The sequence below is a fragment of the Paenibacillus sp. 32O-W genome, assembly GCF_007679495.1.
GTDB lineage: Bacteria > Bacillota > Bacilli > Paenibacillales > NBRC-103111 > Paenibacillus_L > Paenibacillus_L residui.
Map to the genome: position 1 here is coordinate 61,899 of NZ_VEGP01000019.1, position 26,328 is coordinate 88,226.

25 protein-coding genes and 1 pseudogene are annotated in these 26,328 nt (G+C 49.9%); 20 read left to right on the plus strand and 6 right to left on the minus strand.

The genetic code is table 11. The features are described 5' to 3' along the window. Nucleotides 1-34 precede the first annotated feature (34 nt). From FS806_RS10000 to FS806_RS10035, 8 genes are all read left to right on the plus strand, one after another. Nucleotides 35-1,612 (plus strand): glutathione ABC transporter substrate-binding protein, encoded by a 1,578-nt coding sequence (locus FS806_RS10000; protein WP_144935309.1) that lies wholly within the window; start codon nt 35-37, stop codon nt 1,610-1,612. Nucleotides 1,613-1,788: 176 nt separating this feature from the next. Beyond that, entirely contained in the window at nt 1,789-2,718 is a 930-nt protein-coding gene (nikB, locus tag FS806_RS10005; RefSeq protein ID WP_144935312.1) for a nickel ABC transporter permease, read from the plus strand. Nucleotides 2,719-2,750: 32 nt separating this feature from the next. Beyond that, nucleotides 2,751-3,626 carry an ABC transporter permease subunit gene (locus FS806_RS10010; RefSeq protein ID WP_144935366.1) on the plus strand — a complete coding sequence of 292 codons (876 nt, stop codon included), beginning with the start codon at nt 2,751-2,753 and terminating at the stop codon, nt 3,624-3,626. Between the two features lie 15 nt (nt 3,627-3,641). Beyond that, a complete protein-coding gene (locus FS806_RS10015) occupies nt 3,642-4,628 on the plus strand; it encodes an ABC transporter ATP-binding protein (protein ID WP_144935315.1) in 987 nt (328 codons plus the stop codon). A gap of 1 nt (nt 4,629) precedes the next feature. Further along, the gene (locus FS806_RS10020) at nt 4,630-5,607 is read left to right on the plus strand and encodes an ABC transporter ATP-binding protein (protein ID WP_313960578.1); all 978 of its coding nucleotides are present in this window, start codon (nt 4,630-4,632) and stop codon (nt 5,605-5,607) included. Beyond that, nucleotides 5,604-7,187 carry a leucyl aminopeptidase family protein gene (locus FS806_RS10025; protein WP_260982051.1) on the plus strand — a complete coding sequence of 528 codons (1,584 nt, stop codon included), beginning with the start codon at nt 5,604-5,606 and terminating at the stop codon, nt 7,185-7,187. The genes FS806_RS10020 and FS806_RS10025 overlap by 4 nt, the downstream gene beginning before the upstream one ends. Before the next feature lie 63 nt (nt 7,188-7,250). Then, on the plus strand, nt 7,251-7,952 hold the full coding sequence (locus tag FS806_RS10030; protein ID WP_144935323.1) for a copper homeostasis protein CutC: 702 nt from the start codon (nt 7,251-7,253) through the stop codon (nt 7,950-7,952). 25 nt (nt 7,953-7,977) lie between these two features. Next, nucleotides 7,978-8,943: an ROK family protein gene (locus FS806_RS10035; RefSeq protein ID WP_144935326.1), complete on the plus strand. Its 966-nt coding sequence runs from the start codon at nt 7,978-7,980 to the stop codon at nt 8,941-8,943. Nucleotides 8,944-9,626: 683 nt separating this feature from the next. Here the strand turns inward: FS806_RS10035 and FS806_RS10040 are convergent. Genes FS806_RS10040 through ctaG form a run of 4 tightly spaced genes read right to left on the minus strand, consistent with a single transcriptional unit; the run spans nt 9,627 to nt 11,952 of the window. Next, nucleotides 9,627-10,019: a FixH family protein gene (locus FS806_RS10040; RefSeq protein ID WP_144935329.1), complete on the minus strand. Its 393-nt coding sequence runs from the start codon at nt 10,017-10,019 to the stop codon at nt 9,627-9,629. Continuing rightward, nucleotides 10,016-10,612 (minus strand): SCO family protein, encoded by a 597-nt coding sequence (locus FS806_RS10045; RefSeq protein WP_144935332.1) that lies wholly within the window; start codon nt 10,610-10,612, stop codon nt 10,016-10,018. The genes FS806_RS10040 and FS806_RS10045 overlap by 4 nt, the downstream gene beginning before the upstream one ends. Nucleotides 10,613-10,671: 59 nt before the next feature. Next, entirely contained in the window at nt 10,672-11,010 is a 339-nt protein-coding gene (locus FS806_RS10050; protein ID WP_144935335.1) for a c-type cytochrome, read from the minus strand. A 45-nt stretch (nt 11,011-11,055) separates the two neighbouring features. Next, nucleotides 11,056-11,952 (minus strand): cytochrome c oxidase assembly factor CtaG, encoded by an 897-nt coding sequence (gene ctaG, locus FS806_RS10055; protein ID WP_144935338.1) that lies wholly within the window; start codon nt 11,950-11,952, stop codon nt 11,056-11,058. A gap of 616 nt (nt 11,953-12,568) precedes the next feature. Here ctaG and FS806_RS10060 point away from each other — a divergent pair. The 9 genes from FS806_RS10060 to FS806_RS10100 all read left to right on the plus strand — a co-directional run bounded on the left by FS806_RS10060 (nt 12,569) and on the right by FS806_RS10100 (nt 20,291). Further along, on the plus strand, nt 12,569-13,069 hold the full coding sequence (locus FS806_RS10060) for a phosphotransferase family protein (RefSeq protein ID WP_144935341.1): 501 nt from the start codon (nt 12,569-12,571) through the stop codon (nt 13,067-13,069). Continuing rightward, nucleotides 13,066-13,458 (plus strand): phosphotransferase family protein, encoded by a 393-nt coding sequence (locus tag FS806_RS10065; RefSeq protein ID WP_144935344.1) that lies wholly within the window; start codon nt 13,066-13,068, stop codon nt 13,456-13,458. The genes FS806_RS10060 and FS806_RS10065 overlap by 4 nt, the downstream gene beginning before the upstream one ends. A 355-nt stretch (nt 13,459-13,813) precedes the next feature. After that, complete coding sequence (locus FS806_RS10070) at nt 13,814-15,025, plus strand: chromate transporter (RefSeq protein WP_127607618.1); 1,212 nt, start codon at nt 13,814-13,816, stop codon at nt 15,023-15,025. 134 nt (nt 15,026-15,159) lie between these two features. Beyond that, nucleotides 15,160-15,765 carry a class I SAM-dependent methyltransferase gene (locus FS806_RS10075; protein ID WP_062494123.1) on the plus strand — a complete coding sequence of 202 codons (606 nt, stop codon included), beginning with the start codon at nt 15,160-15,162 and terminating at the stop codon, nt 15,763-15,765. Nucleotides 15,766-15,914: 149 nt separating this feature from the next. Beyond that, nucleotides 15,915-16,571, plus strand: a complete 657-nt coding sequence (locus FS806_RS10080; RefSeq protein WP_027093267.1) for a metalloregulator ArsR/SmtB family transcription factor — start codon at nt 15,915-15,917, stop codon at nt 16,569-16,571. Next, on the plus strand, nt 16,541-17,707 hold the full coding sequence (locus FS806_RS10085) for a cysteine desulfurase family protein (protein WP_062494121.1): 1,167 nt from the start codon (nt 16,541-16,543) through the stop codon (nt 17,705-17,707). Before FS806_RS10080 ends, FS806_RS10085 begins: the two co-directional genes overlap by 31 nt. Before the next feature lies 1 nt (nt 17,708). Continuing rightward, nucleotides 17,709-18,458 carry an MBL fold metallo-hydrolase gene (locus FS806_RS10090; protein WP_062494119.1) on the plus strand — a complete coding sequence of 250 codons (750 nt, stop codon included), beginning with the start codon at nt 17,709-17,711 and terminating at the stop codon, nt 18,456-18,458. Between the two features lie 5 nt (nt 18,459-18,463). Continuing rightward, nucleotides 18,464-19,678, plus strand: a complete 1,215-nt coding sequence (locus tag FS806_RS10095) for an MFS transporter (protein WP_370451781.1) — start codon at nt 18,464-18,466, stop codon at nt 19,676-19,678. 178 nt (nt 19,679-19,856) lie between these two features. Continuing rightward, nucleotides 19,857-20,291 carry an SRPBCC family protein gene (locus FS806_RS10100; RefSeq protein ID WP_225312755.1) on the plus strand — a complete coding sequence of 145 codons (435 nt, stop codon included), beginning with the start codon at nt 19,857-19,859 and terminating at the stop codon, nt 20,289-20,291. Nucleotides 20,292-20,528: 237 nt separating this feature from the next. Here FS806_RS10100 and FS806_RS10105 read toward each other — a convergent pair whose 3' ends face one another. Beyond that, nucleotides 20,529-22,937 carry an ABC transporter permease gene (locus FS806_RS10105; RefSeq protein WP_062494116.1) on the minus strand — a complete coding sequence of 803 codons (2,409 nt, stop codon included), beginning with the start codon at nt 22,935-22,937 and terminating at the stop codon, nt 20,529-20,531. Then, a complete protein-coding gene (locus FS806_RS10110) occupies nt 22,930-23,649 on the minus strand; it encodes an ABC transporter ATP-binding protein (protein ID WP_062494114.1) in 720 nt (239 codons plus the stop codon). Before FS806_RS10110 ends, FS806_RS10105 begins: the two co-directional genes overlap by 8 nt. Nucleotides 23,650-23,798: 149 nt before the next feature. On the opposite strand from FS806_RS10110, the gene FS806_RS10115 reads away from it, so the two are divergent. From FS806_RS10115 to FS806_RS10130, 3 genes and pseudogenes are all read left to right on the plus strand, one after another. Further along, the gene (locus FS806_RS10115; RefSeq protein ID WP_144935350.1) at nt 23,799-24,383 is read left to right on the plus strand and encodes a TetR/AcrR family transcriptional regulator; all 585 of its coding nucleotides are present in this window, start codon (nt 23,799-23,801) and stop codon (nt 24,381-24,383) included. Nucleotides 24,384-25,423: 1,040 nt separating this feature from the next. Next, nucleotides 25,424-25,744, plus strand: coding sequence for a thioredoxin (gene trxA / locus FS806_RS10125; protein ID WP_062494110.1), 321 nt, complete (start codon nt 25,424-25,426; stop codon nt 25,742-25,744). Nucleotides 25,745-25,825: 81 nt separating this feature from the next. Next, a pseudogene (locus tag FS806_RS10130) lies at nt 25,826-26,254 on the plus strand (sulfite exporter TauE/SafE family protein); the annotation flags it as partial. Between the last annotated feature and the right edge of the window lie 74 nt (nt 26,255-26,328).

A 26,328-nucleotide genomic window follows, 5' to 3' on the forward strand; every position in this document is an offset into this window, starting at 1 on the left:
AGTATATATTTTAAAAAGGGAGAGGAACACAGAAATGAGGAAATATTTCCTAAGCTTAATGGCTGTTGTTATGGCTGTATTTATATTTGCCGGCTGTTCCAGCAAGCCTCAGGAAACCCACCAGGGAGGCGGCGAAAACCAACCGTTAGCCAAGAAAGAAGGCAATAGCGTAACGATAGCGGTTAACGCCAACTTCATTACACTGGATCCGCATAATGCCGCAGATACTCTTTCGATTAGCGGATACCGTACCATGTACCAAGGTCTGCTAGGCTTTGACCAGGATATGAAGGTCGTGCCGGTATTGGCCGAAAGCTATGAAGTAAGCGAAGACGGTAAAGAGTATGTGTTCAAGCTGAAAGAGAATATCAAGTTCCATGATGGCACACCATTCAACGCCGAAGCGGTCAAAATCAATCTGGACCGCCTGAAAGACAGCAATTTGCGGATGTCCAAAAGCTTTGCCGTAGTGGATCATACCGAAGTTGTTGATGAGAAAACGGTCAAGCTTACATTGACCAAGCCTTATTCCGCCATGTTGAACAAACTGGCGATGCTGATGATTATCAGCCCCGATGCTCTAGAGAAGTATGGTAAAGATATCGGACAGAATCCAGTCGGAACCGGTCCTTTCAAATTCAAGGAATGGATGCAGGGGAATCATCTGACTATCGAGAAAAATCCGGATTACTGGGAAGAAGGTCTGCCGAAGGTGGACAGCATTACGTTCAAGCCAGTGCCGGAGAACGGTTCCCGCGTGGCCATGCTGAAAACAGGAGAAGCCGATTTCGTCTATCCGCTGCCTACGGAACAAGTTGAGCACATTGACGGCAAGGACGGCATTGTCGTAGAGAAGAACCCTTCGACGATCGCCCGCTACATTTCCATCAACACGACGAAGAAGCCTTTCGACGATGTTCGTGTTCGTCAAGCAATGAACTATGCAATCAACAAAGATGCTTTCATTAAAGTAGTCAAGCAAGGATTTGCCGAGAAGCTGGATTCGGCTATGGCCCAGAAAACCCAACACTATGCCCAGCAAGGTGTGTATGATTTCAATCTGGAAAAAGCGAAGGAGCTTCTGAAAGAAGCGGGCTACGCTGACGGTTTCAAAGCCGAAATCTGGGGCAACACCGATTCCGAAACGATTAAAGGAATGCAGTTTATTCAACAGCAATTGGCCGCTATCGGCATCGAGCTCGATGTGAAGCCGATGGAGGAAGGCACGCTGTCTCAAGAAATCAATTCCGCGAATTCTCCGGAAGAAGCCAAGGTTCAAATGTGGTATGTAAGCTGGTCTCCGTCTTCGGCGGATGCGGATGCTGCTATCCGTCCTTTGTTCGCGAGTGAAATGTTCCCTCCGAACGGAGCTAACACCGCCTATTACAAAAACGACCAAGTGGACGAGATGATCGCTACGGCGAACCAGCTGTCCGATCCGGAAGAGCAGAAGAAGTACTATTCCGATATTCAAGCTCAAATCTTCAAGGATGTACCGTGGATCTTCCTCGTTGTGGACGATACGGTCTCCGGTAAGAAAAACTATATCGAAGGCATCCACGTATACCCTGACGGTTCCATCAATGTCCGGGATGCCGAAATCAAGAAGTAATGACCTACATGATGCTGTGTTGAGCCGTCACCCGAGCTTAACACAGCATCGTTACTAAATGACAGGAACTTAACGTTCGGTGCGGAGCATCTGGGAATCCCAGCGCTCGATATGCTTTGGCCACGGCTGAGGCAAGGACTTAGGACCGGACATAATGCTGGGAGGTTTGGAAGGTTTTGGCCAAATTTGTGTTGAAACGGTTGCTTGGCGTGATTCCGATCCTATTGATCGTTTCTGTGCTGGTTTTTTTCTTTATTCACTTGATTCCCGGTGATCCGGCACGAATGGTTGCCGGCAAGGAAGCCACTCTGGACGAAATCAATATGATCCGTGCCGAGCTTGGCCTGGATAAGCCGCTTTGGGAGCAATACGTTATTTATATGACCAAGCTGTTTCAGGGGGATCTAGGCACCTCGCTGAAAACGGGACAACCCGTGACCGAAATCATTCTGTCGCGGCTGATGCCCACCGTCTGGCTTACTTTGTTCAGTATGGCCTGGGCTTTGATCATTGGACTGATCATTGGAATTATATCGGCGGTCAATCGTAACAAATGGCCGGATTATTTAAGCATGCTGACGGCGGTATCGGGCATTTCGATTCCTCCTTTTTGGCTGGGGCTGCTGTTGATTCAGATCTTCTCCGTTCAATTGGGATGGTTCCCGACCGGAGGAACGGAATCCTGGTCCAGCTATGTTCTCCCTTCTATTACTTTGGGAGCGGGGATTATGTCTATGCTTGCGAGATTCACCAGAGCGTCCATGCTGGAATCGCTTAAACAGGATTACATCCGGACAGGGCGTGCCAAAGGGTTGAAGGAAAGCACGATTATCAAGGATCATGCCATCAAAAATTCAATGATTCCCGTGGTGACCATAGCGGGATTGCAGTTCGGTTTCTTATTGGGCGGATCGGTCATTGTCGAGACCGTATTCAGTATCCCTGGCCTCGGCCGGCTGCTGATCGATTCGATCTCCTTCCGCGATTACACGGTTATTCAGGCGGAGCTTCTTCTGTTCGCAGTCCAGTTCATCCTGGTCAACTTGCTCGTGGATGTGCTCTATGGCGTTCTTAATCCCAAAATTCGTCTGTCGGATCAGAGTTGAGGAGGGTCACCGTGAATTCAAATGAAGTAACCATGCAGCCGGCCGGTGAAGCCGCTCCCGTTGCGAAAAGCGGACCAATCCGTGATTTCTGGAACAAAATGAAAAGGCAGCGTCTTGCTTTCGCGGCCGGCGTTTTTATTATTTTGCTTATTGTCATAGCTATTATTGGACCACATATCGCTCCGTATGATCCGGCCGAGCCTGACTACGAGAACATTTTGTCCGGCCCGTCATGGGAGCATTGGGCCGGGACGGATGAATACGGCCGGGATATTTTCAGCCGGATTCTGGCCGGAACCCGATTGTCCCTTTCCGTAGGGATCAGCGCGGTGCTCATCGGCGCGGTCATCGGCACGGTGCTTGGACTGATCAGCGGCTATTACGGCGGCTGGCTGGACAGGCTCATTATGCGGGGGAGCGATGTCATGTTCTCGTTTCCGGATTTGCTGCTGGCTATCGGGATTGTCGCGATTATCGGCCCGGGCTTGATTAACGTTGTTATTGCCGTTGCCATCTTCGGGGTCCCCTCGTTCGCCAGAATCATTCGCAGCGCAACGCTGGAGACGAAGTCGACGTTGTTCGTTGAGGCGGCCAAATCGATTGGGGCGAAGGACCGGCGAATTATCGCGAGGCATATTTTCCCGGAGACGGTTCCAAGTCTCATTGTTTATTTCACCATGAGAATCGGAACCACGATACTGGCCGCATCCGGTCTGAGCTTCCTAGGACTCGGGGCCAAGCCGTCCGATCCGGATTGGGGCGCTATGCTGAGCATGGGCCGCGATTATTTGGGAATTGCTCCTCATGTAGTTTATTTTCCGGGAGCCGCCATCTTTTTGACCGTATTGGCCTTTAATATATTAGGAGACGGCTTGAGAGACGCCTTGGATCCTAAGATTAAGAATTAGATAGGAGTAACGCGCATGGCTCAAAAATTGCTAGATGTGAAAGGTCTCCGGACACAGTTTACGAGAGAACAAGGGAAAGTCAATGCCGTTGACGGGGTAGATCTCCATGTGAACAAGGGTGAAGTTCTCGGTCTTGTGGGCGAATCCGGCTGCGGCAAAAGCGTCACCTCCTTGTCGATAATGAGGCTGCTCAAGAACACTCCCGGCAAGATCGTCGGGGGGACCGTTCATTTCGGTGATCGGGATCTGGTCAATTTGCCAGAGAATGAGATGCGCAAAATCCGCGGCAAGGACATAGCGATGATTTTCCAGGAGCCTATGACCTCGCTGAATCCGGTATTGAAAATCGGCAGGCAATTGGAAGAAGCGATCATGCTTCACCTTAAATATGATAAAAAACAAGCTCGCCAGCACGCCATTCATATGCTGGATCTGGTAGGAATTCCGAGGGCTGCTGAAATTATACACGAATATCCGCATCAATTGTCCGGCGGTATGCGCCAGCGTGTTATGATAGCTATGGCGATGTCCTGCCATCCGCAGCTTCTGATCGCAGACGAGCCGACGACAGCGCTCGATGTGACCATCCAGGCGCAGATTCTCGAGCTTATGAAAAAGCTGAAGGCCGACAACAACATGTCCATTCTGCTGATCACCCATGATCTGGGGGTCGTTGCCGAAATGTGCGATCGCGTTGTCGTCATGTACGCCGGAAGAGTGGTGGAGGAAGGCGATGTGCTGGATATTTTCGATCATCCTCAGCATCCCTATACCAAAGGACTGATCCGCTCCGTACCGAAGCTGCGTCAGCCGGTTAAACGGCTCGAGTCGATTCCCGGCAATGTGCCGGACCTGACGAATATGCCCAGGGGCTGTAAATTTGCTCCCCGCTGTGCGGAAGCGATGGCGATTTGTCACGAGAAGGAGCCGGAGCTGTTAGTAAACGCAGGGCGAAGCTGCAGATGCTGGCTTTATGATGACGCGGCGAAGGGGGAGAAATAAAGTGTCGAAGCCTTTGGTGGAAGTGAAGCATTTACACAAAGTTTTTCCGGTTAAGAGAGGCTTGTTCGGGAAAAAAGCTTATTTGCGCGCCGTTAATGACGTCTCTTTTACCATACAAAAAGGAGAAACGTTCAGCATCGTCGGCGAAAGCGGCTGCGGGAAATCGACCACCGGACGCTTGATAACTAATCTGTTGACCCCAAGTGAAGGCGAAATTTGGTTCAACGGGCAGGAAATCAGCAAGCTGAACGCGAATCAGATGAGACCGCTGCGCAAGCAAATGCAGATGGTTTTTCAGGATCCGTATGCATCGCTTAATCCGCGAATGAAAATCAAGGATATCGTCGGGGAACCACTGCTAATCCATGAATCGATGTCCGCGGCGGAACGTGAGAAGGAAGTCCACAAGCTGCTGGAGGTGGTCGGACTCAACTCCTTCCACGGGGAACGCTACCCGCACGAATTCAGCGGAGGGCAGCGTCAGCGGGTGGGAATCGCCCGGGCGCTCGCGGTTAAGCCGAGCCTGATTGTAGCGGATGAGCCGGTGTCCGCCTTGGACGTCTCGATTCAATCGCAGGTGCTTAACCTGCTGCAAGATTTGCAGGAAGAATTCGCGCTGACTTATTTGTTCATCTCTCACGACCTGAGTGTAGTCGAGCATATTAGCGACCGGATCGGCGTCATGTATCTCGGTTCCATGGTGGAGGTGGCGGATAAGGAGACTTTATACGATAAGCCTCTACATCCTTATACTCAGGCGTTGTTTTCGTCAGTGCCGGTACCCGATCCCCGCCTGAAGCGGGAAAGGATCGTGCTGAAGGGCGATCTGCCCAGTCCGGTCGATCCGCCATCCGGCTGCCGGTTCCATACGCGCTGTCCTTCCTGTATGGAAATGTGCAAAACGAAAGTGCCTGAATTCAAGGAAGTGGCACCCAATCATTATGTGGCCTGCCACTTATATGAAAAGGGGAACGAATGATGAAAATAACGGTCGGAAACGAGCAGTCCGCGGAAGTAATCGTTCATCTGTGCCGGGAATCGGACGGGGATCCGGTCCCTGGAGTGAAGCTCAGACCGCATGCCAGAAAGCGCGGAGCGGTCACTTGGCTGTACAGCCGGGATCAGCAGCCTCATGATTTGATCATCGGTCTGGGTCCGGATGAAGGAATCTCCGCCGAGCGGATTCGGGAAGCGGCGGGCAATGCGGTGAGAGCGATCAGCAAGGAAGGCTTCAAGACGGTCGCTGTCCGGCTGGATCGTCTGGCGGAGCGGTTCTCCGCCTTCTCGGCGCCTGCTGGGCAGGCAGGCGGTTCGGCAGAGTTGAACTCCGCTGAGACTGGGTCGGCCAACGGGACGGAAGGTTCCATCCCCGCTGTGTCGACCAGCGCGGCATGGAGCATGACTGTGGAAGATTTAGTCGCTGCTTGGGCTGAAGGATGGCGGCTGGGCTCTTACACGTTTGATCTGTATAAATCCAACAAGTCGTCCCGCTCGGTGGAGCATCTGCATCTCATCCTTCCTGCAGGAGCCTGCACCGCTCAGGATCTGGAGCCGGCTCTGAAGCAGGCCTCCATCCGTGCGGAAGGAACGATGCTGGCCCGCGACCTATGCAACGAGCCGCCGAATGTACTCCACCCGGAATCGCTCGTGGAGCGGGTTATGGAGCATTTTGCGGAGCTTCCGGTAGGAGTGCGCATTTACCGCGACGAAGAGCTGGAGCGGCTGCAGATGAACGGCCTGTTGACCGTAGGGCTGGGAAGCCGCTATAAGCCGGCGCTGATTGAGCTGTCCTACGCGACCGATCCGCAGCTGCCCTTGATCGCGCTCGTCGGCAAAGGCATCACGTTCGACATGGGCGGCATGAATATCAAGTCCGGACGGGACCTCAGTGACGCCCGCTTCGATATGGGCGGCGCCTGCGCGGTCCTGGGGGCGATGGACATGATCAGCCGCTCCGGGATTCAGGCGAACGTGACCGCCTTGATTGCGACCGCCGATAATATGCCGGATGCCCGCGCATTCGTTCCGTCGACCGTGATCACCTATCCTAACGGAATCACGGTGCAGGTCGGGAACACGGATGCGGAAGGCCGGCTTGTACTGGCGGACGCTCTGCTCCATGCCGGCCGGCTCGGCGCCAGGGAGATCGTGGACATCGCCACGCTCACCGGCAATGTCGGCCAAGCGCTCGGCTTGAAAATGGCGGGAGCCTGGGGCGACCGGCCGTTCATCGAGACTCTTGCCGCCATTGGCGAGAAGAACGGCGACCGCATCTGGCCGATGCCGCTGATCGACGAATACGAAGAACAGCTTCACAGCGATTATGCAGATATGAACAATATCAGCCATTCCCCGTACGGAGGGGCTATCGTAGCCGCCTTATTCCTGCGTCGCTTCGTGGATAAAGCCTCCCGTTGGGTGCACATCGATATGGCGAACACCGTACAGGTCGCGTCGGCCAATGGCTATTATACTGCAGGGGCTACCGGATATGGCGCCCGCCTGCTGGCCGATTTCGTTGCCTCCCGGGTGGAGGCAGCCAGGCAGCCGAAGGCTTGATTTATCGCAGTATCTGCTTTTAACCATCATTATGAAAATGATTCTTACTAGGAGGAGTCTAGAATGCTTCTGGAAATCATTAGTACCAGCCTGGAAGATGCCGTCACTGCCGAGCGCAGTGGAGCTAACCGTCTTGAGCTGTGTTCAGCCATGACCGAAACGGGACTGACCCCGAGCCTCGGGCTGATTGAAGCGGTCGTCGGCGCGGTGCAAATTCCGGTCAACGTCATTGTCCGCCCCCACAGCCGCTCCTTTCATTATGATAAGCACGACCTGGCCGTAATGGCCGCAGATATCCGCCACATCAAGAAAGCAGGTGCGGCAGGAATCGTCATCGGGGCGCTTACCGAGGAGAGGAAAGTGGATACGGAAGCAATCTCTTATCTGTTGGAAGAAGCGGAAGGTCTGGATGTCACTTTCCACCGTGCTTTCGACGATATAGAGGTAGAAGAACAACTGGAGGCTCTGGAGACGATCGCGCAGTTTCCGCAAATCCGGCGCATTCTGACCGCCGGCGGACAGGCTCCGGCGCCGCAATCGGCGGAGCAGTTGAAGAAGCTGGTGGACCGGTCGAAGAATACTTCGGTAAATATCATGGCGGGTTACGGGATGACTCCGGAATCGTTGAAGACTCTGGTTCCTGCGACGGGTGTGACGGAGGTTCATTTCGGCTCCGCGGCCCGCGTTAACCGAAGCTTTGCTCACCCGATAGATCCCGGGGTAATAGAAACCATAATAAGAGATCTTAAGCAACTGAGCGAATAGATCAGAAGATAATGAGGAATAGGAAATGGAGCAAAATACGCAGTATGTTGTCGGGGTCGATCTCGGCGGCACCAAAATAGCGACGGCGCTGTTGGATCAAAGCGGCCAAGTGCTGCGGCGGACACGGTTCCAAACCGCCGAGCTGAAGACGGCGGAGGAAGTGATCGATTGTCTCGTCCGTTCCGTTGAAGAAGTACGCGGCGATCTGCCTGTTGCAGGCGTCGGAGTAGCTTCTCCGGGTGCGGTGGATACGGAACGGGGAATCATTCTGAACGGAACCAACCTGCCGGGCTGGGCCGGAATTCCGCTGCGTGAGGAAATGAAGCGGAGGCTGGGTATTCCCGTTCAAGTCGTCAACGACGCGAACGCGGCGGCATGGGGCGAATATTATGCCGGTGCCGGCCAAGGCTCGAAGACGATGGTTTATATTACGATCAGCACCGGCATCGGCTCCGGAATCGTGCTGGACGGCAAGCTGCTGCTCGGCAGCAACGGGATTGCCGCCGAGCTCGGCCATACGATGATCGGAGTGGACGGCCCGGTCTGCAGCTGCGGCCGGCCCGGCTGCTGGGAAGCCTACGCCTCCGGTACGTCCATTGCCCGGATCGCCGAGGAAGCGGCGGCACGGGAAGCGTCGCTGATGACGAATTTGGCCGCTCAAGAAGGAATACCGATCAGCGCCAAGCATCTGTTCGAAGCCGCCCGGCAAGGGGATGGAACGGCCCGCCAAACGGTGGACGAGGTTACGCATTATATAGCGCTGGGACTAATGAATGTTGTGCATACCTTCAATCCGGACTGCATCGTCATTGGCGGTGGAGTCAGCCGGGTCGGAGACGACTTGTTCAGCCCCGTGCGTCGTAAGACGGTCAGCCTCGTCATGGAGCCGTACCGCGACACCTTTCGAATCGTGCCCGCAAGCCTCGGCGACGATGTGGGCGTTGTCGGCGCCGCGACCCTTTGCTTTACAATGAGCGAAAACAATCAATAATCCTTCAAAAATCCGGTGGAGCATAAGCTTCATCGGATTTTTTAAGCACTGCTATATATCGCGCACAGGTAGTTCCGGTTTTTAGGTGTTTAAGCAAAATATTGGACTACTATACTCTCAAAGATCATTCATGCCGTATGTAGTATCTGGATTCCGCAGCTAGTTCGTTTCTTGGGGCGAATGACGCCTTGAAAAAAGAGGCACCTTTTCATTAGTTTCGCTGGTGCCCCGGCAGATACGATGGATGTCTAAATGGATTTCATCCAGTTAGTTTGCTACTTTAAGGGCGATGGACGGAAACTACTGGAAAAACTGCAGCTAGTTTGGGCTAAATTGGCGGTTTGAACAAAAAACCTCTATTTTAAATGGAGTTTTTCCAGTTAGCTCAGCCGCTATTTGCAATCTGCATAAAACTACCTACATAAAATACAGTTAGATGCGCCATTCCGCACCGGCAGATATGAGAGTAGACGGATTCTCAAGTTAGATGCACCATACCGCTTGCACGGCACGGGCAAAAAATGAAAATAGCCGGATTCTCAAGTTAGATGCGCCATTCCGTTTGCACGGCATCGGTAGAATATGAAAATAGATGGATTTTCAAGGTAGATCGTCGATAAGGTCCAGCGGCGAGACCGAAAAAAGAACCCCAACGAGAGGTCTCGTCAGGGTTCATTGGAGATTCATCTAGGAATGACTTCGAACTGTTTCTTTGGCATGGAATGCATGCTCCGGGCAGTGACGTGCGAAACGATATAATAGGTGCCTGTTTGATCGAACGTCTTTTCAATAGAATAGACTCCGCCCTTCTGATTGGTACCTTTAATCATCTCATGCTCGTCTTCTCCGGCGAGCCAGATTTCAAACAAAACTTCCCAGGCGTCATCGACATCCTGGCCGTTCTGGGTAACCCTGGCGGACAAGGTTACTTGTTCCCCGGCTTTGATCTGTGCCGGTGGAGCGAGCTCTACTTCAATAGGCTGCAAGGAGTCGGCATCATTATTCTGAACCGTTGCGCAGCCGGCGGACAATAACGTTAATAGCACGGCGATGAGGACAACAGAACTTCGCTTCATTTCCCGGATTTCTCCTTTGCTAGAATGGCCTTCGCATCCTTAATGATCTGCTCAAACGGTGTGTCGTAAGCCCCTTCGTATCTGCTGACGATGACACCGGACGGGTTGACCAAATAAAAGGCCGTTCCATGTATCACTTGATCCGAATCAGGATCGTTCTGAACGGTGGAGCGGAACGTACCTTCCGAAAACTTCTTGATTTCCTCTTGGGTATATCCCGTCAGGAAATGCCAGTTGGTGAAGTCCGCCTCGTAATTTTGGCCGTAGGCCTTCAACACCTCCGGTGTATCCCGGTCCGGATCGACCGAGAAGGATACGATCTCCGCGTCCACTCCGGCTTCGCGGAATTTCTGCTGAAGGATGGCCAGGTTGGAGGTCATGGGCAGACAGACAGTAACACAGTTAGTGAATACGAAATCGGCTATCCAAACCTTGCCCTTCAGATCGGCAAGGCCGAAGTTCTGTCCCTCCTGATTTGTAAAGGTGAAGTCCTCCACGGGCCAGTTCAGTTTGGAATTGTCGGGCGGCTTGCCGCAGCCTGCAACGAGCAGGGCGAACGATGCAAGCAGAATAGCGAGGATACGGCGCTTCACGATAGGGACCCCCTTGTTGTCACATTGGATTACATTGTTGCAGCTTTTAGACGGACAGCTTACTTCTTGTCGGCGAGCCAAACCGCCAGCGATTCGATTTCGTCTTCCTTCAGCCGGTTTTTAAATCCGGGCATTCTCCCTTGGCCGTCCTCGATAATTTGGACGATGTTTTCCTTGCTGTGCTTGGAGCCGATTTTGCTCAGAGCGGGCCCCATGTTTCCTTCAAGCTGTGCTCCATGACAGGAGAGACAGTTGCTTTTGTAAACCGCATTCTGTTCAACCTCTTCCTTGGAGACGGAAGAGCCGGAGGCCTCCTGCCCGTTGGTTCCGGCCTTGCTCCCGCAGCCTGCCAGAGCCATAGCGATGACGATAACGCCTGTCCATTTTACCCATTTCATATTCCATTCCTCCCAGTTTTCCTGTGCTTTTAAAAATAAACACCATCAGCGGGGCTCCGGAGACATCCCTTCACGGCCCCATTGCTCTTGCTCCTCGTCTTCCATCGCCCGTTCGGCACGGTACCATCTGTAGAAGTTGAACGCCAGCACCCATCCGTAAATTATCTCCTGGACTACTTTCATGATGACCCCTCCCGATTGCTGATCCTCTCGGACCGACATTGGCAGCAGATTAAGCGTCTGCGGGGAGTCGAAGCTAACGTATCCGAACGGAAGACAGAGCAAGTCCGCTCCTTCCGTATACAACCGGTACAGCGGCACATCGGCAAAAATGATTAGAGCGCAGGCCGGAGTAATCAGCACTCCGTTGGCGAACATATAGCCCATTTTTTGCAAGCCGCTTAGGCGATCCATACTTTCAATCGGGCATACAACGGGCCACCACATCATAAAGGCGGTAACCTCCAGCAGCAGATGGACGGCGGTGTGCAGCGTAAAGTTGGACATCACCGGATCGAAAATAAAGGGCATATGGTAAAGAGAGAACAAGAAGTTAAAGGTCAGAATCGCAAACAGCGGCTGCGTCAAGACGGAAACGGTTTTCTTCACCGGGCGTGGCTTAAGCAGCCTTTCGAACCAGGACACCGGAAGGCTGAGCAGAAGCAGCGGAGGCATCGCCAGAAACAGTATGGCCATCTGCAGCATATGCGCCCCGAACAAAAAGTGCCCCAGCACATTGAGTGGCCCGCCCCAACCGAGGTAGAAGCAAATCATTCCGAGAATAAACAAAATTTTGCGGCGGCCTGTGACAAGAGGAGGCTGTCCGGGTTTACGCCGGGTCGCATACAAATAAGCAGCGGTTAGCACGACGATAATCGCAATGAGCTCCGGACTGAAGAACGCCCGCAGGCCGTACAAGTCCAGCAGGAGAGTAAAAGACATTTTCCATCACCGTCCTTAAATGGAAGCTTTAATCCTTCCCCTACTATAAGGAATGCACGGTCAAACGGGTATGACTCGAGGGGGCTATACCGGTGAACACTTTGTGAGAAAGTTATGACGAAATAGTGGCGGAGTGGGAGGCGTATATCATAATCCTGGCAAGATTCAATGAGGGGAAGCAGATGTAAAGTGATTTACGGCTGCAGGAATTTCACGTCCATGGAAAAAAGAAACAGCGGAGTATAAGAGAACTGAGTGTTTGAACTGATACTAGCAGAGGGGAATATAACAGTGGAACAGGAATTATATAAAAAAATATATGGTGTTAAAGAGCTTTATGTTACCCTATATAAAGGCTTAAGAACACCGCAACACGCGGCGGGCCGGCCTTCGGCTGTTCCTTGGTCGCCAGAGGCATTTCGGAGATGTGGAATCAGGCGACAACCCTGCACCGACTAACTGCGCCCAGCGCATCCGTACCCTTCGGGTCCTTAAGTCAGTGAGGGTTCGTGAATGACTGAACGTTATAAGAAATCAGCGCAAAAAACGGAAAATTAAAAGGAAATCCTTTTTAGTAGTTTAATCAATGACAGGTATCTTTGAGAGGAGGGTATATGTGGTTAAAGTCGAGTCATTTCTGAGGTCGATTCGGCGGCATTATCCGGATGTTCCACTTTCTCCAGTAAAAGAGATAGGTTCCGGACAAAATAATGTTATTTTGCAAGTCGGATCGGACATTATTTTCAGGTTTCCTAGGTATGCAGCGGGGATCGAGCAACTGAAATTTGAAGTCCAATTGTTAAGCATTATCTCCAAATATGTTTCATTAAAAGTTCCATATCCTACTTACCGAGTCTTAGATACAAATAAAGAGACTCATGCTTTTATGGGGTATATTCGAATTGAAGGTGAACCGCTTGACGCTGATGGACTGAATCAGATCGAGAATTACGCAGATAAGCAGCGAATCGCTGATCAACTTAGCGACTTTTTAATGGAGTTGCACCAAATTGATCTTGGTCACTTTTCCAACTGCTTAGCTGTAAATAAATACGACCCTTTTCAGGAATGGAGAGATCTGTACGACCACATTAAAAAAAACTGTATCCTTTCATGACGGAAGAGGCTTGTCGTCGGACGGATCGGCATTTCACGGATTTTTTTGCGTGTGAAAAGAGTGCCGCAATAATTCCATCTATTATTCATGGTGACTTCGGTACCTCGAACATTTTGTACGACAAATCGAGCCATAGGATAACCGGCATTATTGACTTTGGTTCAGCTCATGTCGGTGATCCAGCCATAGATTACGCCGCACTTCTCGCGTCATACGGAGTGGATTTCTTTCAACTGATAGAAAAACGCCTTCCTGAGGTTAAGAGTATGATCGAACGGGTGCTTTTTTATAAAGGGACTTTCGCTCTTCAGGAAGCGTTGTTTGGATTGGAACATGACGACCCTATTGCATTCACAAATGGAATTACAGCAATAAATACATTTGATTAGCGGAGAGGTTAATTGTGCAAGTATTTCAAAGAAAGCGATGACATCTTATAACACCGTATTATGCGAGCCATTTTTTATTCCCTCAGAAATGCTTGAAACCCTTGTCCCATAAGGGATTTCGCTGATTCCCCACTTCGCTTTTGTCGCTTTGTCCTCGCATAACTTGGATTTTTTCAGCCAAGATATACGAACCAGGCACTTAAAGGTTATGCGCGGAAAAAGATATACGCACCTGATTTTTACGAGATATACGAGGCTGATGGTTCGATCATAAATCGCATCAAAACACCAGTCAAGCTGACCCTGTCATTTAGGTGTTGTATTCTTCTGAACTGACAAGGAGGAATTACAGAACGTGGAAAAGAATGATGTCGCTGTCCAGAATGAGCCCAAAAGCAAACCTCGGGCCCTTCTGGAAGTATTAGCCGTATCCACGAAACTCGGTCTCACTTCATTCGGAGGACCGATCGCTCATCTCGGTTATTTTCATGACGAATACATACGCCGCCGCAAATGGATGGACGAACGGAGTTATGCGGATCTGGTCGCGCTTTGTCAGTTTCTTCCCGGTCCTGCCAGCAGTCAAGTCGGAATCGGGATTGGTGTCATTCGCGCCGGTTTGCTTGGCGGGCTGACTGCTTGGCTCGGCTTTACGCTGCCATCTGTCATCGCGCTGGTTCTGTTCGCCTTTCTTTTGCAGGGATTTGATATTGAAAGCGCAGGATGGATCCATGGCCTTAAGATCGTCGCCGTAGCCATTGTCGCTCAAGCCGTTCTTGGCATGGGACAAAAACTGACCCCTGACCGAAATAGAGCGACAATCGCCATTATTGCAGCGTCCGCCACCCTCTTGTGGCAGACAGCTTTCAGCCAGTTCCTGCTTATTGTTGTCGCGGGCATAGCTGGACTTATGTTATACAGAAAAACGGCAATACCTGAAGCACCGAACCTGTCAGTTCCTATCAGTCGCAGCTTTGCCGTCATCTGCTTGTCTCTTTTCTTTGGACTCCTGATCGCTTTGCCTCTGCTTCGACAATTTGGTGTTGCGGACTGGCTGTCCTTGTTCGACAGCTTTTATAGGGCAGGTTCTCTTGTATTTGGCGGAGGTCACGTTGTTCTTCCGCTGCTTGAACGGGAAGTCGTACCGACAGGGTGGATCAGCGAGGCAGACTTTCTAGCCGGTTACGGTGCGGCGCAAGCGGTGCCTGGACCGTTATTCACCTTTGCCGGTTATTTAGGTGCGATGATAAACGGAGTGAAAGGAGCTATGATCGCTACAGCGGCCATCTTTCTGCCTGCTTTTCTGTTGATCATAGGCGCGCTACCCTTCTGGAATTCCTTGCGAAAAAGCCCTAAAGTACAGGGGGCGCTGATCGGGATTAATGCAGCGGTCGTCGGCATCTTGTTAGCTGCATTATATAACCCGCTGTGGACGACGGCTATTCTGGCTCCTGCTGATTTTGCCTTGGTTTCGACTCTGTTCTTGATGCTCGTCTTTTGGAAGATACCGCCTTGGGTTGTTGTTATCATAGGTGCGATAGGCGGAACGCTGCTCGGACTGATTTGAAAATGGATCGCATACATTGCCATGATTCAGGGAATTGAGATGCAATAAGTTCAGAATACGACTAAACCGCCACTGCTTCACGCGGATCTCCTGTTAAGGATGTTCAAAGCCTGAATCTTAAGAGGGTGTATGACATGAGCACTGAGAAATTAATTCGAAAGTTTGACAAACAAGCAAAAATATACGAAATGAGAAGAAGGAAGCAATCGGAAAAAAAGTGGCGTGAAAAATTGATCCGTTGCGCAAAGGGACGTGTTCTGGAAGTTGGTGTAGGAGCGGGAGCCAACTTTCATTTTTACCCTAAGGACGTTGAAGTGACGGCAGTCGATTTTAGTAAGGAAATGATGAGCAGAGCAAAAGAAGCAGCTGCTGAAAGCGGTATTCAAGCGGAATTCACTCTTTCCGATGTTGAATCGCTTTCCTTTCCGGACGATTTGTTTGATACCATCGTATCCACATTGACGTTTTGCGGGTATGAAGATCCACATCGAGTATTAAGTAATATTCAAAAGTGGTGCAAGCCGGGCGGACAGATTTTATTAATGGAACATGGAATCAGCTCATATCGGTTCGTCGGCCGGATTCAAAAGATGGTGGATCCGTTGTTCAAGAAAATGGTCGGATGCCATCTTAAACGAGACATCTTGCAGATTCTTAAGAATACGAACCTGAACATAAAGAAAGTAGAGCGGCATATGTTGGGAGCTGTATACCTGGTGTGGGCTGCCCCGAATAAATAGATCCAAACCGGCTTTTGTCCCATGCATACGGGATGAAAGCTTTTTTTATTGACCCTGGCAATCGGCAATTTCTATGTATTGACAGGGCAATGAATTTGTTTTAGTATTCAAGTGAATACTTGAATATTGGGTGGTTTTAGATGGACAACATGAACGGAAGACCTTTCAAAGATGCGATTTATAAACAATTCGCGCGGATCGGAAAATGCTTATCCAGCGAGAGACGCCTTGAACTTCTCAACCTGCTGTCACAGGGGGCCAAGTCCGTCGAAAAGCTTGCCCAGCAGACGGATATGACCATCGCCAACGTCTCCCAACATCTTCAGGTTCTTTCCGAAGCCCGCTTGGTGACGTCCAAGAAGAGGGGAACTTATGTGTATTATGAGTTGGCGAACACGGCAGTAAACGAACTATTGCTGTCTATGTGGAAAACAGGGGAACAGCAGCTTGCAGACATTCAAAAGATAAAAGAAGAATTTATGCCCCCACACGGCGGTTTTCATACGATTTCTCTGGAAGAAGCATTGGCCAAACATAAACAGGGGGAAATCATTCTCGTTGATGTCCGGCCTTCCGAAGAGTACGAATATGATCATATTCCTGGCGCTATTTCCATTCCGATTGATGAGCTGGCTGAACATATGAATGAACTGCCGAGCGATCTTGAAATTGTAATCTACTGTCGCGGGCCATACTGTGTGTACTCGGCACAAGCCGTCTTGGAGCTGCGTAACAAAGGTTTCCTCGCTTACCGATTGGAAGAGGGGGTGCATGAATGGAAAAAACACACGGGAAGCCTTCACTAAACCGAATTTATCTGGATTACAACGCAAGCACTCCCATTGCTCCAGAAGTAGCGAAGGAAATCCAGTCGTTTCTGGTTGACCGGTTCGGCAACCCTTCTGCAAATCATTGGGCATCCCATTCGCTTCAGGAGACCATCCATCAATCGCGGGAGAGTGTTGCGCTTCTTTTGGGTTGCAATCCGGAAGAAATCGTGTTCACAAGCGGAGCCAGCGAAGCGAATAATCAGGCGCTGAAAGGCGTATTCTTTGGCCGTCAAAGACGAGGAAATCATATCATTGCAACAAAAATTGAACATCCTTCCGTTCTGGAGGCTTGTCGTTTTCTTGAAAGAGTAGGTGCGCAAGTTACCTATCTCGAGGTTGATGAATTCGGTCTCGTCTCTCCTGAGGATGTCGAAAAGGCGATCACCGATCAAACCATTCTCATCTCGATCATGCATGCCAATAACGAAGTGGGAACGATCCAGCCCATATCGGAAATTTCCCGAATCGCCCGAAAGCACGGAATTTATTTGCATTCGGACGCTGCCCAATCCGTCGGAAAGATACCGGTTAATGTACATGAGCTCGGGGTTGACTTGTTATCCGTCGCGGGTCATAAGTTCTATGCACCCAAGGGGATCGGAGCGTTATATATCCGCAGCGGTGTTGTTCTTGAGTCGCTTATCCATGGTGCCGGGCATGAATCGGGGAGGCGGGCCGGAACCGAGAACGTTCCGTATATTGCCGGGCTTGGCAAAGCAGCAGAGTTGGCCGCTCAGGATTTATCTGCCGAACATCTCAAAGCACTCGGTCAATATTTCTGGAATGAATTGAAAAATCACTTTCAAGACGCGATATCATTGAACGGGCATCCCGTTCATCGATTGCCGAATACGTTCAGTATCAATTTTCACGGTTACAGCGGGCAGGATATTCTTCAGCGATTGCCCGAGATCGCGGCCACCACGGGTTCCGCATGCCACACGGGAAGCACATCGTTATCTCCGATTTTATCGGCCATGAAAGTTCCTGAAGAGAAGGGAAGAGGAGCCGTACGATTCAGTCTGGGGAGATATACGACTGAAGAGACGGTTAAGAAAGCCTTATCCATCATAAAAGAACGGATACCTTGCATCACAAAAGGAGGCGTTTGAAATGTTATTTCGTCAATACTTGCATCACGATCCGGTGGTGGCCATTTCCTATTTCTTCGGGTGCGGCAGCCGGTCGCAAGGGGTTGTCGTGGATCCGGTCGAGGAAGCTGTGGATTTCTATATCGAAGAGTCCAAGCGTCTTGGCATGGACATTCGTTATGTGATCGATACTCATCTTCACGCCGATCATATTTCGGGTGCTCGAGAGTTGGCGAAAAAGACAGGCGCAGCTTATGTCATGCATCAATCAGCGGCAACCGCATTTTCGTTTCAATCCGTCGAAGACGGGGACGAAATCGTTGCCGGGAACACCGTGATTCGAATCCTTCATACGCCCGGTCATACTCCCGAGCATATCAGTCTTGTCGTAACGGATCGAGCGCGAGGTGAAGATCCTTGGTTTATCGTAACGGGGCACACCCTCATGGTTGGAGATGTGGGTCGGACAGAACTGGCGAGTGACGTCAAAGCGGGCGCAATGCAGCTGTACGAAAGCTTGTTTCAAAAGATTCTGGTTCTGCCGGATGAACTCGAAGTGTATCCCGGAGCGTATTCCGGTTCGGTATGCGGCAGGAGCTTGAGCGGCAAACCTTCTTCCACCATCGGATTTGAGAAGAAATCCAATAAAGCGTTGCGTCTGAAGGAGAGAGAAGCATTTGTTGCCTTCATGACCGAAAATATTCCCGAACCTCCCGCAGGATACCAGGAGATTCGAGCATATAACTCCGGTTTTCAAACGAATAAGCCATGACCGAAATGACTCCTCGACTAGGCATTCGCAACAACGCATTCAACTTTTTCATGCTTGTATTCACCAATTTGTTCGTCGGTTCCATGGTGGGAATGGAACGAACCATTTTGCCGCTCATTGGCGAGCAAGAGTTTGGACTTGCTTCTACTAGCGCAGCATTGTCATTTATCGTATCGTTCGGGTTCTCAAAAGCGATCGTGAACTACTTTGCAGGCAGGTTGGCGGAGCAATTCGGTCGCAAAAAAGTATTGCTGGCGGGCTGGGGCTTCGGTTTCATCGTGCCCCTGCTGGTCATTGCGGCGCATGAATGGTGGGTTATTATTGTTGCCAATCTATTTCTGGGAATCAATCAAGCTTTGACTTGGTCCATGACGGTGAACATGAAGATCGACCTGGTGAAAAGCAATGAGCGGGGATTTGCGATCGGTCTGAATGAAGCAGCCGGCTATTTAGGTCTCTCGGCTGCCGCTGCCATGACGGGGTACATCGCATCCGTTTCATCTTTGCGCCCGGAGCCGTTTTTATGGGGACTCGGGTTTGCGTTGGTCGGATTTCTGCTTTCGTTAACCGTGAATTCTACGGAAAAACATTTGACGCTTCAAAACGTGACAAAATCTGCTCAATCCGAGTATTCATCGACAATCATCATGAAGTTGGTGACTTGGAAAGAGCGAACGCTTTCGAGTTGCAGCATCTCCGGGCTGGCTACCAATTTCAAAGACGGGGTGGCATGGGGGCTATTTCCATTATTCTTGCTGGATAAAGGATTAACGGTCGGCGAGATAGGGGTTATCGTTGCCGCATACCCGATATCATGGGGAACATTTCAGTTGCTTACCGGCGCCCTGAGCGACAAATGGGGAAGAAAACCTCTGATCGTTGCGGGAATGACTTTGCAGGGGCTTGGCCTGTTATCTTTTGCTTTTTCGCACAGCTATACCTCATGGTTATTAGACGCTATCGTTATTGGACTTGGAACCGCGATGGTTTATCCGACTCTCCAGGCAACGGTTAGCGACGTGGCCGATCCTTCCTGGAGAGCATCGGCGATGGGAGTATATCGCTTTTGGAGAGACAGCGGATATGCGTTTGGAGCGCTGTTTGCCGGCTTCGTTGCAGATATGATTGACTCTAAGGCTGCCATAGCGATTCTATCCCTTTTGCCCTTGGCTGCGGGCGTTGTGTCGTTTTACAGGATGAAAGAGTCCTTGAAAAAATAGGCTTCTTTACCTTTACTGCGTGGACTACACACCCGGTGAGTCAGCAAAATCCGGAATGATTTCGGGAAAATCTTTTATCAGAATAAAATGGTAAAAACGCTTAGAAAGAGAGGAAGAGAGTCATGTCCATTCAGAAAGAAGTAGTGATTCAATCAGATATTGATTTGGTCTGGAAAACATGGACCGAATCGGACGGGTAGCGCAATGGTTTACACATGCTGCTGAGATTGAGCCGAGAGTTGGAGGCAAATACGAGGTTTATTTTAACCCTGCTGACAAAGATACGATGAGCACAAAAGGTTGCAAGGTTTTGAAGATTGAAATACCGAAGGTCTTGGTTTTTGATTTGAAAGATCCGGATCAATTCGCCGAACTCATGAATCAGCCTAACGAGCTAACGGTCGTTGAAGTAACATTCACTGCACACGGGAAGAATACAAAGGTTTCGTTAAAGCATAACGGTTGGAAAGATTCCGAAGGTTGGTCTGCAGCAAAACAATGGCATATCCATGCTTGGGATGACGTGTTATCGAGCTTAAAGTCAAAACTTGAGTCGGATACAAACGGAGATGTTCTTTATGTCGGCGTATCCGGGGGTCAGACCGCTTGTTAGAAAAAGTCGCTGATTTGTTGCATTATGCAACAAATCAGCGACTTTTCAGTGAGATGCTTTCAGTTGAAAAAATAGACGATCTCTCAGCTAATCATTTGGCATGGTTTCATCCTCCGTGCATTTTTTTAACCATATCGATAAAGTCGATCTGGTGAAAGGCCACTGCTATCCACGCGATCACAGCGAGGATAATGACTGTTACGAGTGCCTTTTTTCTCATGGATGGTTCTCTCCTTCCTAGATGTAATCGAGCGTATCCCGAATGGTCAGCCGCGATGCTTTCCATGCAGGATAGACACTTGCAGTTGCTGATCCGATGATAATAATGACGAGCCAAATCAAAATGGCTGTCGGCGACGAAACGAGAGGCAAAGGCGAACGAAAGGCCAAATTTCCGATCAGATTTCCAACGGCTGCAGACACCGGCAACGAGATGACAAGGGCAATTACCCAGCTCATGAGGCCGATAAATATCCCTTCGCTGACGACGTTCCGAAGAACCGTCCTCGATCGACCGCCGATGGTGCGCATGATTCCGAATTCACGGGTGCGCTCGACTACGTTTGTACCCATCGACGACATGAGCCCTAGTGCGCCGACGACTGCCATGATGACCGACATCAGGATCAAGGCAAAGATGAGGATATAGACATGGCCACTTACCGCTTCATTTAGCATCGTCTCCGAAATCACCGCTTCCACCCTGACGTTTTCTTTCTCGAGCACGCGTTCGATTTCTTGTTGAACCCTGTCTACGGTGCCGGGGTCCTTCAATGCGACTCTCAAGGCGTTCGTCTCCCCCGAAAGTCCGACGGCTTTGGTATATCCTGACGGGGATACATAGGCTGCTGCGGGTGACAGGTTTTCCCGCACGATGCCGACCACCTGCAATTGAACCGGATTTCCGTTAATCGCTAGCGATAAGGGATCCCCCAAGTTCACCTCTGGAAATAAAGCATGGGCATTATGGTTTAGCACAACGGCGTTATCGGAATCTCCGCTTCGAAGCCATCGTCCCTTCAATAGCGGCAATTCAACCGTTTCCGTATCTGCTGGAACGGAGCGAAGCGTAAAGCTGCCGTGTCCCCCGTCCGGGTAAGTTCGAATGATATCTAAACCATCGGTTCGGATCGCCGCGGCAGGTTCACGATTCCAAGCTTCCACATGCCGGACTTCGGGGATGCTTTGAAGGATCTGGATGATTCGGTGCTCCGCCTCCGGACGATTCAGCCGAATTTCCAAATCATAATGACGATTCGAAACTGCATCGGACAAAATCGATTCCCAGCCTGTTCTGACATTTAAACTTGTCATGAACATGCCGCCCGCAGCTGCCAGTAAGCTAAGAGTGAGCAACAATCGTCCTCTTCTACGAAACGTATTGCGCAAGGCAAGGATCAGTGTTCGATCCAGTCCTCGTATTTTTCCGAGCCATATATCGAGTCGCTTGGAGCCAAAAGACTTCCTGCTTGTGCCAAAATCGTTGATGGCTTCCCGGACGGTAATCCGCGTTGCTCTCCATATGGGAACAAGTGCCGTAAGAAAAGGAACGAGTATACCGGCCAACAGCAATACGACGTAATTCCACAACGGAATGGAATCGCTATACAGCGTGAAATTTAAAAGTTCTGCAACCGTAACCGCAAAACCTCGTCCAGCTGCAATGCCCGTGGGCATACCTAACAGGACGGCTGCAAAACCTACAAGCATGATCAATAGGAGATACAGGGCGGCGATCTGGCTCGTTCGCGCACCGATCGCTTTCATGACGCCGATTTGGCGAATTTGCCCTGCAAGCAGTCCGCCGATCATCGTGGCAATCAGAATGGCACTGAGCGTGAGTGCCAATAGACTGAAGATAAGAAGCATGATCAGAATTGCCGTCATCTGGGACTGGTGCGGGTGCTTTCCGGGAGGCGGAATTCGGATTTCTCCGACTTTATGTCCTTGCTGTTTCAACCATACGGCCAGTTCTCCGATTGTCCGTTCAATTGCCTGCGAGTTCATTGGCTGATCTTTGACGAGCACTTTCAAAATATGAAAGGCGTCGGTTTCGCCAAGCAACGCCAACGTCGAAGGGGCGGCATACCCGTAGGCGGTTTGCTCCTGCCACGATGGTGCCAAGCTCGGATCATGGACGGTTCCTGTGATGGCAACATTCAGCTTCTGACCGTCGGGTGTTTGAATGCGCGGGGCATCTCCGATTTTTGCTTTTAAGAGCTGAAGCGCGGTGCGTTCGAGCAATATCGAACCTTCCGAAGGCGGCCAAGCGCCGGATTCGGGACGGAAAGTACTGATGCGCATGCTCTTGAAATCTTCCACGCCGAAGATAAGGAGCGGTTTCCATTCCTGGGGCCGCACTTCGACTCTGGCTTCCACCCAAGCCGTCGCTTCCGCACCTGCGATGCCGGGTCGATTACGTACTCCGTCTAAGAGGGATTTGTCAATATGATCCAATTCCAAGAAAGCGGAAGCTGGATTCGTGCTTTGATAATTCAGACTCATTTCACGGGTTAGAATCGTGTAGGCGCTCAGAATCGTTCCAATGCCAAAGATTCCGACCGCGATGGAGAGAACCATCATGACCATTCGTCCCTTGGCGATACGGAGATCGCGTAGCATTTTCCGTAGGCGAGGACTAAGCATGATGCAAAGCCTCCTTGACCGCTGCTGTATTGGACACGATGGCTCCGTCGGACAGCAAAATCGATCTTGTGAAATATCGGCTTAAATCGCGCTCGTGCGTAACCATGACCACCGTTTTACCTTCCGATGCCAGCTCGGCAAAGAGATTCAACACGACGTCCGTCGTATGAGAATCGAGATTGCCGGTCGGCTCGTCGGCAACCAGGATGGGTGGATCGTTCGCCAGCGCCCGGGCGATGGCTGCACGCTGCTGTTGTCCGCCGGAGAGATCGGATGGCAGTTTGTCCGCCTGCTCGGCAATGCCTACCTTGCTCAGAAGTGCAACCGCCCGTTCTCGTCTTTCGCGTGCCGGATACGTATGGCAGAAATCCATCGGAAGCATGACGTTTTCCGCTACGGTTAGCGTAGGCAGCAATTGAAAGAACTGAAAGATAACACCGACGTTTTTCCCGCGCCAGATCGCAAGCTGCTCCTGATTCAGTGAGTGAATGGCTGTAGAGGCGACGAACACTTCTCCGGAAGTGGGGCTGTCGATTCCGGTAATCACATTGATAAGGGTTGACTTTCCGCTGCCTGACTTGCCGACAATAGCCGCGAATTCCCCCTTTTGCACTTGCAAGTTCACTTCTTTGAGCGCAGTGAAGTCCCCCGATGGCGATGCGTATGTTTTGAACACACGGCGAAGAGAAATGAGCGGGCTCCCTTGAGTCATTTTCGGTTCCTCCTCTAAAATTTTTGTTGAACATGATGTTCAATTTCGATCATAATGTTCGTGTGGGAACTCGACAATAATCAAAGGCGGTCTCCATGTTCGTTATGAAACAACTTTTTACACATTGTTCAACAAAAGGGGGGTAATTCGTGTCAGACAATAAGGAAGACAGGCGGGTACAGCGAACGCGTACCATGCTGCACGAAGCGCTTCTGGATTTAATCGTCGAGAAGGGGTATGAAGCCATTACCGTTCAGGATTTAATCGATCGGGCGAATATTGGTCGATCCACTTTTTACTTTCATTTCGTCGACAAAGAGGAGCTTCTTGTAGACACGATCAACAGGACTCGCGAGTTTCTCAAGGAACAGATGTCCAAACGCACTATTGCAGAAGAAACAGGGAGAACAAGTTTTGGCTTTAGCCTCGCCATCTTGCAGCATGTACAAAGCCACAAGCAAATTTACCGGGCAACTGTCGGCAAGCAGAGCGGGGCGCTTGTTCTCCACCATATGAAACGGATGATCACAGATTTGGCGAGGGAAGAAATCGAAATGCAGTTGTCATCTTCTGATTCATCGTTGATTCCCCAAGACTTGGCGGTTGAATTTGTCGTCAATACACTGATGACGCTCATGATTTGGTGGATGGATCGGAATGCGCATTATTCTGCGTACGAAATGGATCGGATGTTCCATCAATTGATTCTCAATGGGATCGGTTGGGAAGAATAACGAAATAAAGGACTGATCGTTGCCATTCCATCCATCTTTATTTCGCTTATGAGCGTATTAGGTAGTATTCTTCGTGCCTCTGGAGATATGAAAACGCCGATGAAAGCATCAGGATCAATTCATTCATATCTGTCTTGATTAAATCTTTATTTAAGGCCTTTATGAGTTTGCTGGCTGGGGGATTGTCAGGGCGGCTTTGGCTACGGTAATCGTTCGGATCATTGGGACCGTCATGTTGTATGGTAAGATTCAAAAATCAAAGATCGCATTTTCATATGATTGCCGGAAACATTGAAATATACTTCTGCCTGCCCAGATATGGGTTTGGCGTAGCGGCCGCAACCCTTGTCGGGCAGAATAATGGAGCTAAACGGTTCGAAGATGCTTTTCGATATGGGCTTCTGACCGACCGGCGTGGCCGTTCTCTTTATGTCTTTTGTAGGAATTCTTATGTTTATTTTTGCACCATTTGCGGCAAGCTGGTTTACGGACCAGAAAGATGTCATTGAATTGCATTCCTAGAATTGCATTTAGCGGCACGAATCGCACCAGTAATGATTGGTGCCAATCCAATTAGTCCCTACCAACTTCTAAAATATAAGCCTAATACAATAATGATTACTCCAATTGAAATCCTTTTAATTTGTTGTGCTTTCCCAACGTTACATATGATCTGAGACACCCCTTTATTAAAACTTCTCGGGAATTTATTATGACAACACGTTTAATTGTAGCCTCTCCTACTGGATACAGTCTGGCTTCATCAATGTTTCTGTCTCGTTCACCCACATTCAGACTCCAAGTCTTCATGTACAAAGATCATTGAAACTAATCTAGCCAACAATTGATGGCAGGTGCCTACAATGGGCGTAGCAAGGTTCTTGCCTTAGTGATCCAACCGCCTTTGTGACGAAAAATCTGGTTTGTTTAATCTGATTCGGCGTCTGATGTTACAAATAATCTTGACAGTTAATCACAAATATTTTAATATACCCATAGGGGTATTGGTATATTACATTAATCACAAGGAGGGCGATTTCATGGCAACAATAAAAGCAACGGACGATACCTTGGATCAAATCATCAAGAATAACAAAATCGTACTGGTTGATTTTTGGGCCCCGTGGTGCGGACCATGCCGCATGATGGCTCCTGTTTTGGATCAATTGGCCGATGAAGTGGATAAAGAGGCGGTTATTGCAAAATTAAATGTGGATCAAAATCCGTTCGCCTCCGTAAAATACCGAATCCAAGGTATTCCTACATTAAAACTCTTTGTTAACGGGAGAGAAGCCACAACATTCGTTGGTATTCAGCCGTTAAATAAACTGAAAGCATTCATCATGCAATACGCAAATTAATTTTTTTTAATTGAAAAAATACCCCTATAGGTATATTGGAAGTAACTTGAATCGGAATAATACTAACGAAAGGGGTGTCTTATGGAACTGGATTTCGGTTGGATCCTCACACTTTTCGTTATTGGTTTCATCGGTTCTCTGATTTCAGGAATGATCGGGATCGGAGGTTCCATTATTAAATATCCGATGCTGCTGTATATTCCCCCTTTACTTGGTTTTGCGGCGTTTACCGCACAAGAGGTTTCTGCGGTAAGTGCTGTGCAAGTGTTCTTCGCAACGTTAGCCGGCATGTTTGCTTACCGCAAAGGAGGGTTTATCAACAAGAAGCTCGTCCTTGCCATGGGGATTCCTATCATTGCGGGGAGTTTTATAGGCGGCTACGGTTCGAAATTTCTGCCCGATTCCGCGATTAACTTGACGTATGCCGTTATGGCGCTCGTTGCGGCCGTCATGATGTTTATGCCAAAAAAAGAAACGGATAGGGCTGACTATTCTAATGTTAGCTTCAACATGAAATCGGAAAGTACCGTTGTCAAAAGGTGAAAGAGCCGCGTCGTGACAGTTTTTTTCAGTCACAGAAAGCT

What these genes read in the sequence shown, in the direction of transcription:
- FS806_RS10080 (WP_027093267.1), top strand. Translation starts at nt 15,915, where the DNA reads ATGAACGGAAGACCTTTCAAAGATGCGATTTATAAACAATTCGCGCGG.
- FS806_RS10015 (WP_144935315.1), top strand. Translation starts at nt 3,642, where the DNA reads ATGGCTCAAAAATTGCTAGATGTGAAAGGTCTCCGGACACAGTTTACG.
- FS806_RS10010 (WP_144935366.1), top strand. Translation starts at nt 2,751, where the DNA reads ATGCAGCCGGCCGGTGAAGCCGCTCCCGTTGCGAAAAGCGGACCAATC.
- FS806_RS10025 (WP_260982051.1), top strand. Translation starts at nt 5,604, where the DNA reads ATGATGAAAATAACGGTCGGAAACGAGCAGTCCGCGGAAGTAATCGTT.
- FS806_RS10065 (WP_144935344.1), top strand. Translation starts at nt 13,066, where the DNA reads ATGACGGAAGAGGCTTGTCGTCGGACGGATCGGCATTTCACGGATTTT.
- FS806_RS10095 (WP_370451781.1), top strand. Translation starts at nt 18,464, where the DNA reads ATGACTCCTCGACTAGGCATTCGCAACAACGCATTCAACTTTTTCATG.
- ctaG (WP_144935338.1), bottom strand. Translation starts at nt 11,952, where the DNA reads ATGTCTTTTACTCTCCTGCTGGACTTGTACGGCCTGCGGGCGTTCTTC.
- FS806_RS10110 (WP_062494114.1), bottom strand. Translation starts at nt 23,649, where the DNA reads ATGACTCAAGGGAGCCCGCTCATTTCTCTTCGCCGTGTGTTCAAAACA.
- trxA (WP_062494110.1), top strand. Translation starts at nt 25,424, where the DNA reads ATGGCAACAATAAAAGCAACGGACGATACCTTGGATCAAATCATCAAG.
- FS806_RS10105 (WP_062494116.1), bottom strand. Translation starts at nt 22,937, where the DNA reads ATGCTTAGTCCTCGCCTACGGAAAATGCTACGCGATCTCCGTATCGCC.
- FS806_RS10090 (WP_062494119.1), top strand. Translation starts at nt 17,709, where the DNA reads ATGTTATTTCGTCAATACTTGCATCACGATCCGGTGGTGGCCATTTCC.
- FS806_RS10085 (WP_062494121.1), top strand. Translation starts at nt 16,541, where the DNA reads ATGGAAAAAACACACGGGAAGCCTTCACTAAACCGAATTTATCTGGAT.
- FS806_RS10040 (WP_144935329.1), bottom strand. Translation starts at nt 10,019, where the DNA reads ATGAAGCGAAGTTCTGTTGTCCTCATCGCCGTGCTATTAACGTTATTG.
- FS806_RS10100 (WP_225312755.1), top strand. Translation starts at nt 19,857, where the DNA reads ATGGACCGAATCGGACGGGTAGCGCAATGGTTTACACATGCTGCTGAG.
- FS806_RS10050 (WP_144935335.1), bottom strand. Translation starts at nt 11,010, where the DNA reads ATGAAATGGGTAAAATGGACAGGCGTTATCGTCATCGCTATGGCTCTG.
- FS806_RS10000 (WP_144935309.1), top strand. Translation starts at nt 35, where the DNA reads ATGAGGAAATATTTCCTAAGCTTAATGGCTGTTGTTATGGCTGTATTT.
- FS806_RS10035 (WP_144935326.1), top strand. Translation starts at nt 7,978, where the DNA reads ATGGAGCAAAATACGCAGTATGTTGTCGGGGTCGATCTCGGCGGCACC.
- FS806_RS10030 (WP_144935323.1), top strand. Translation starts at nt 7,251, where the DNA reads ATGCTTCTGGAAATCATTAGTACCAGCCTGGAAGATGCCGTCACTGCC.
- FS806_RS10075 (WP_062494123.1), top strand. Translation starts at nt 15,160, where the DNA reads ATGAGCACTGAGAAATTAATTCGAAAGTTTGACAAACAAGCAAAAATA.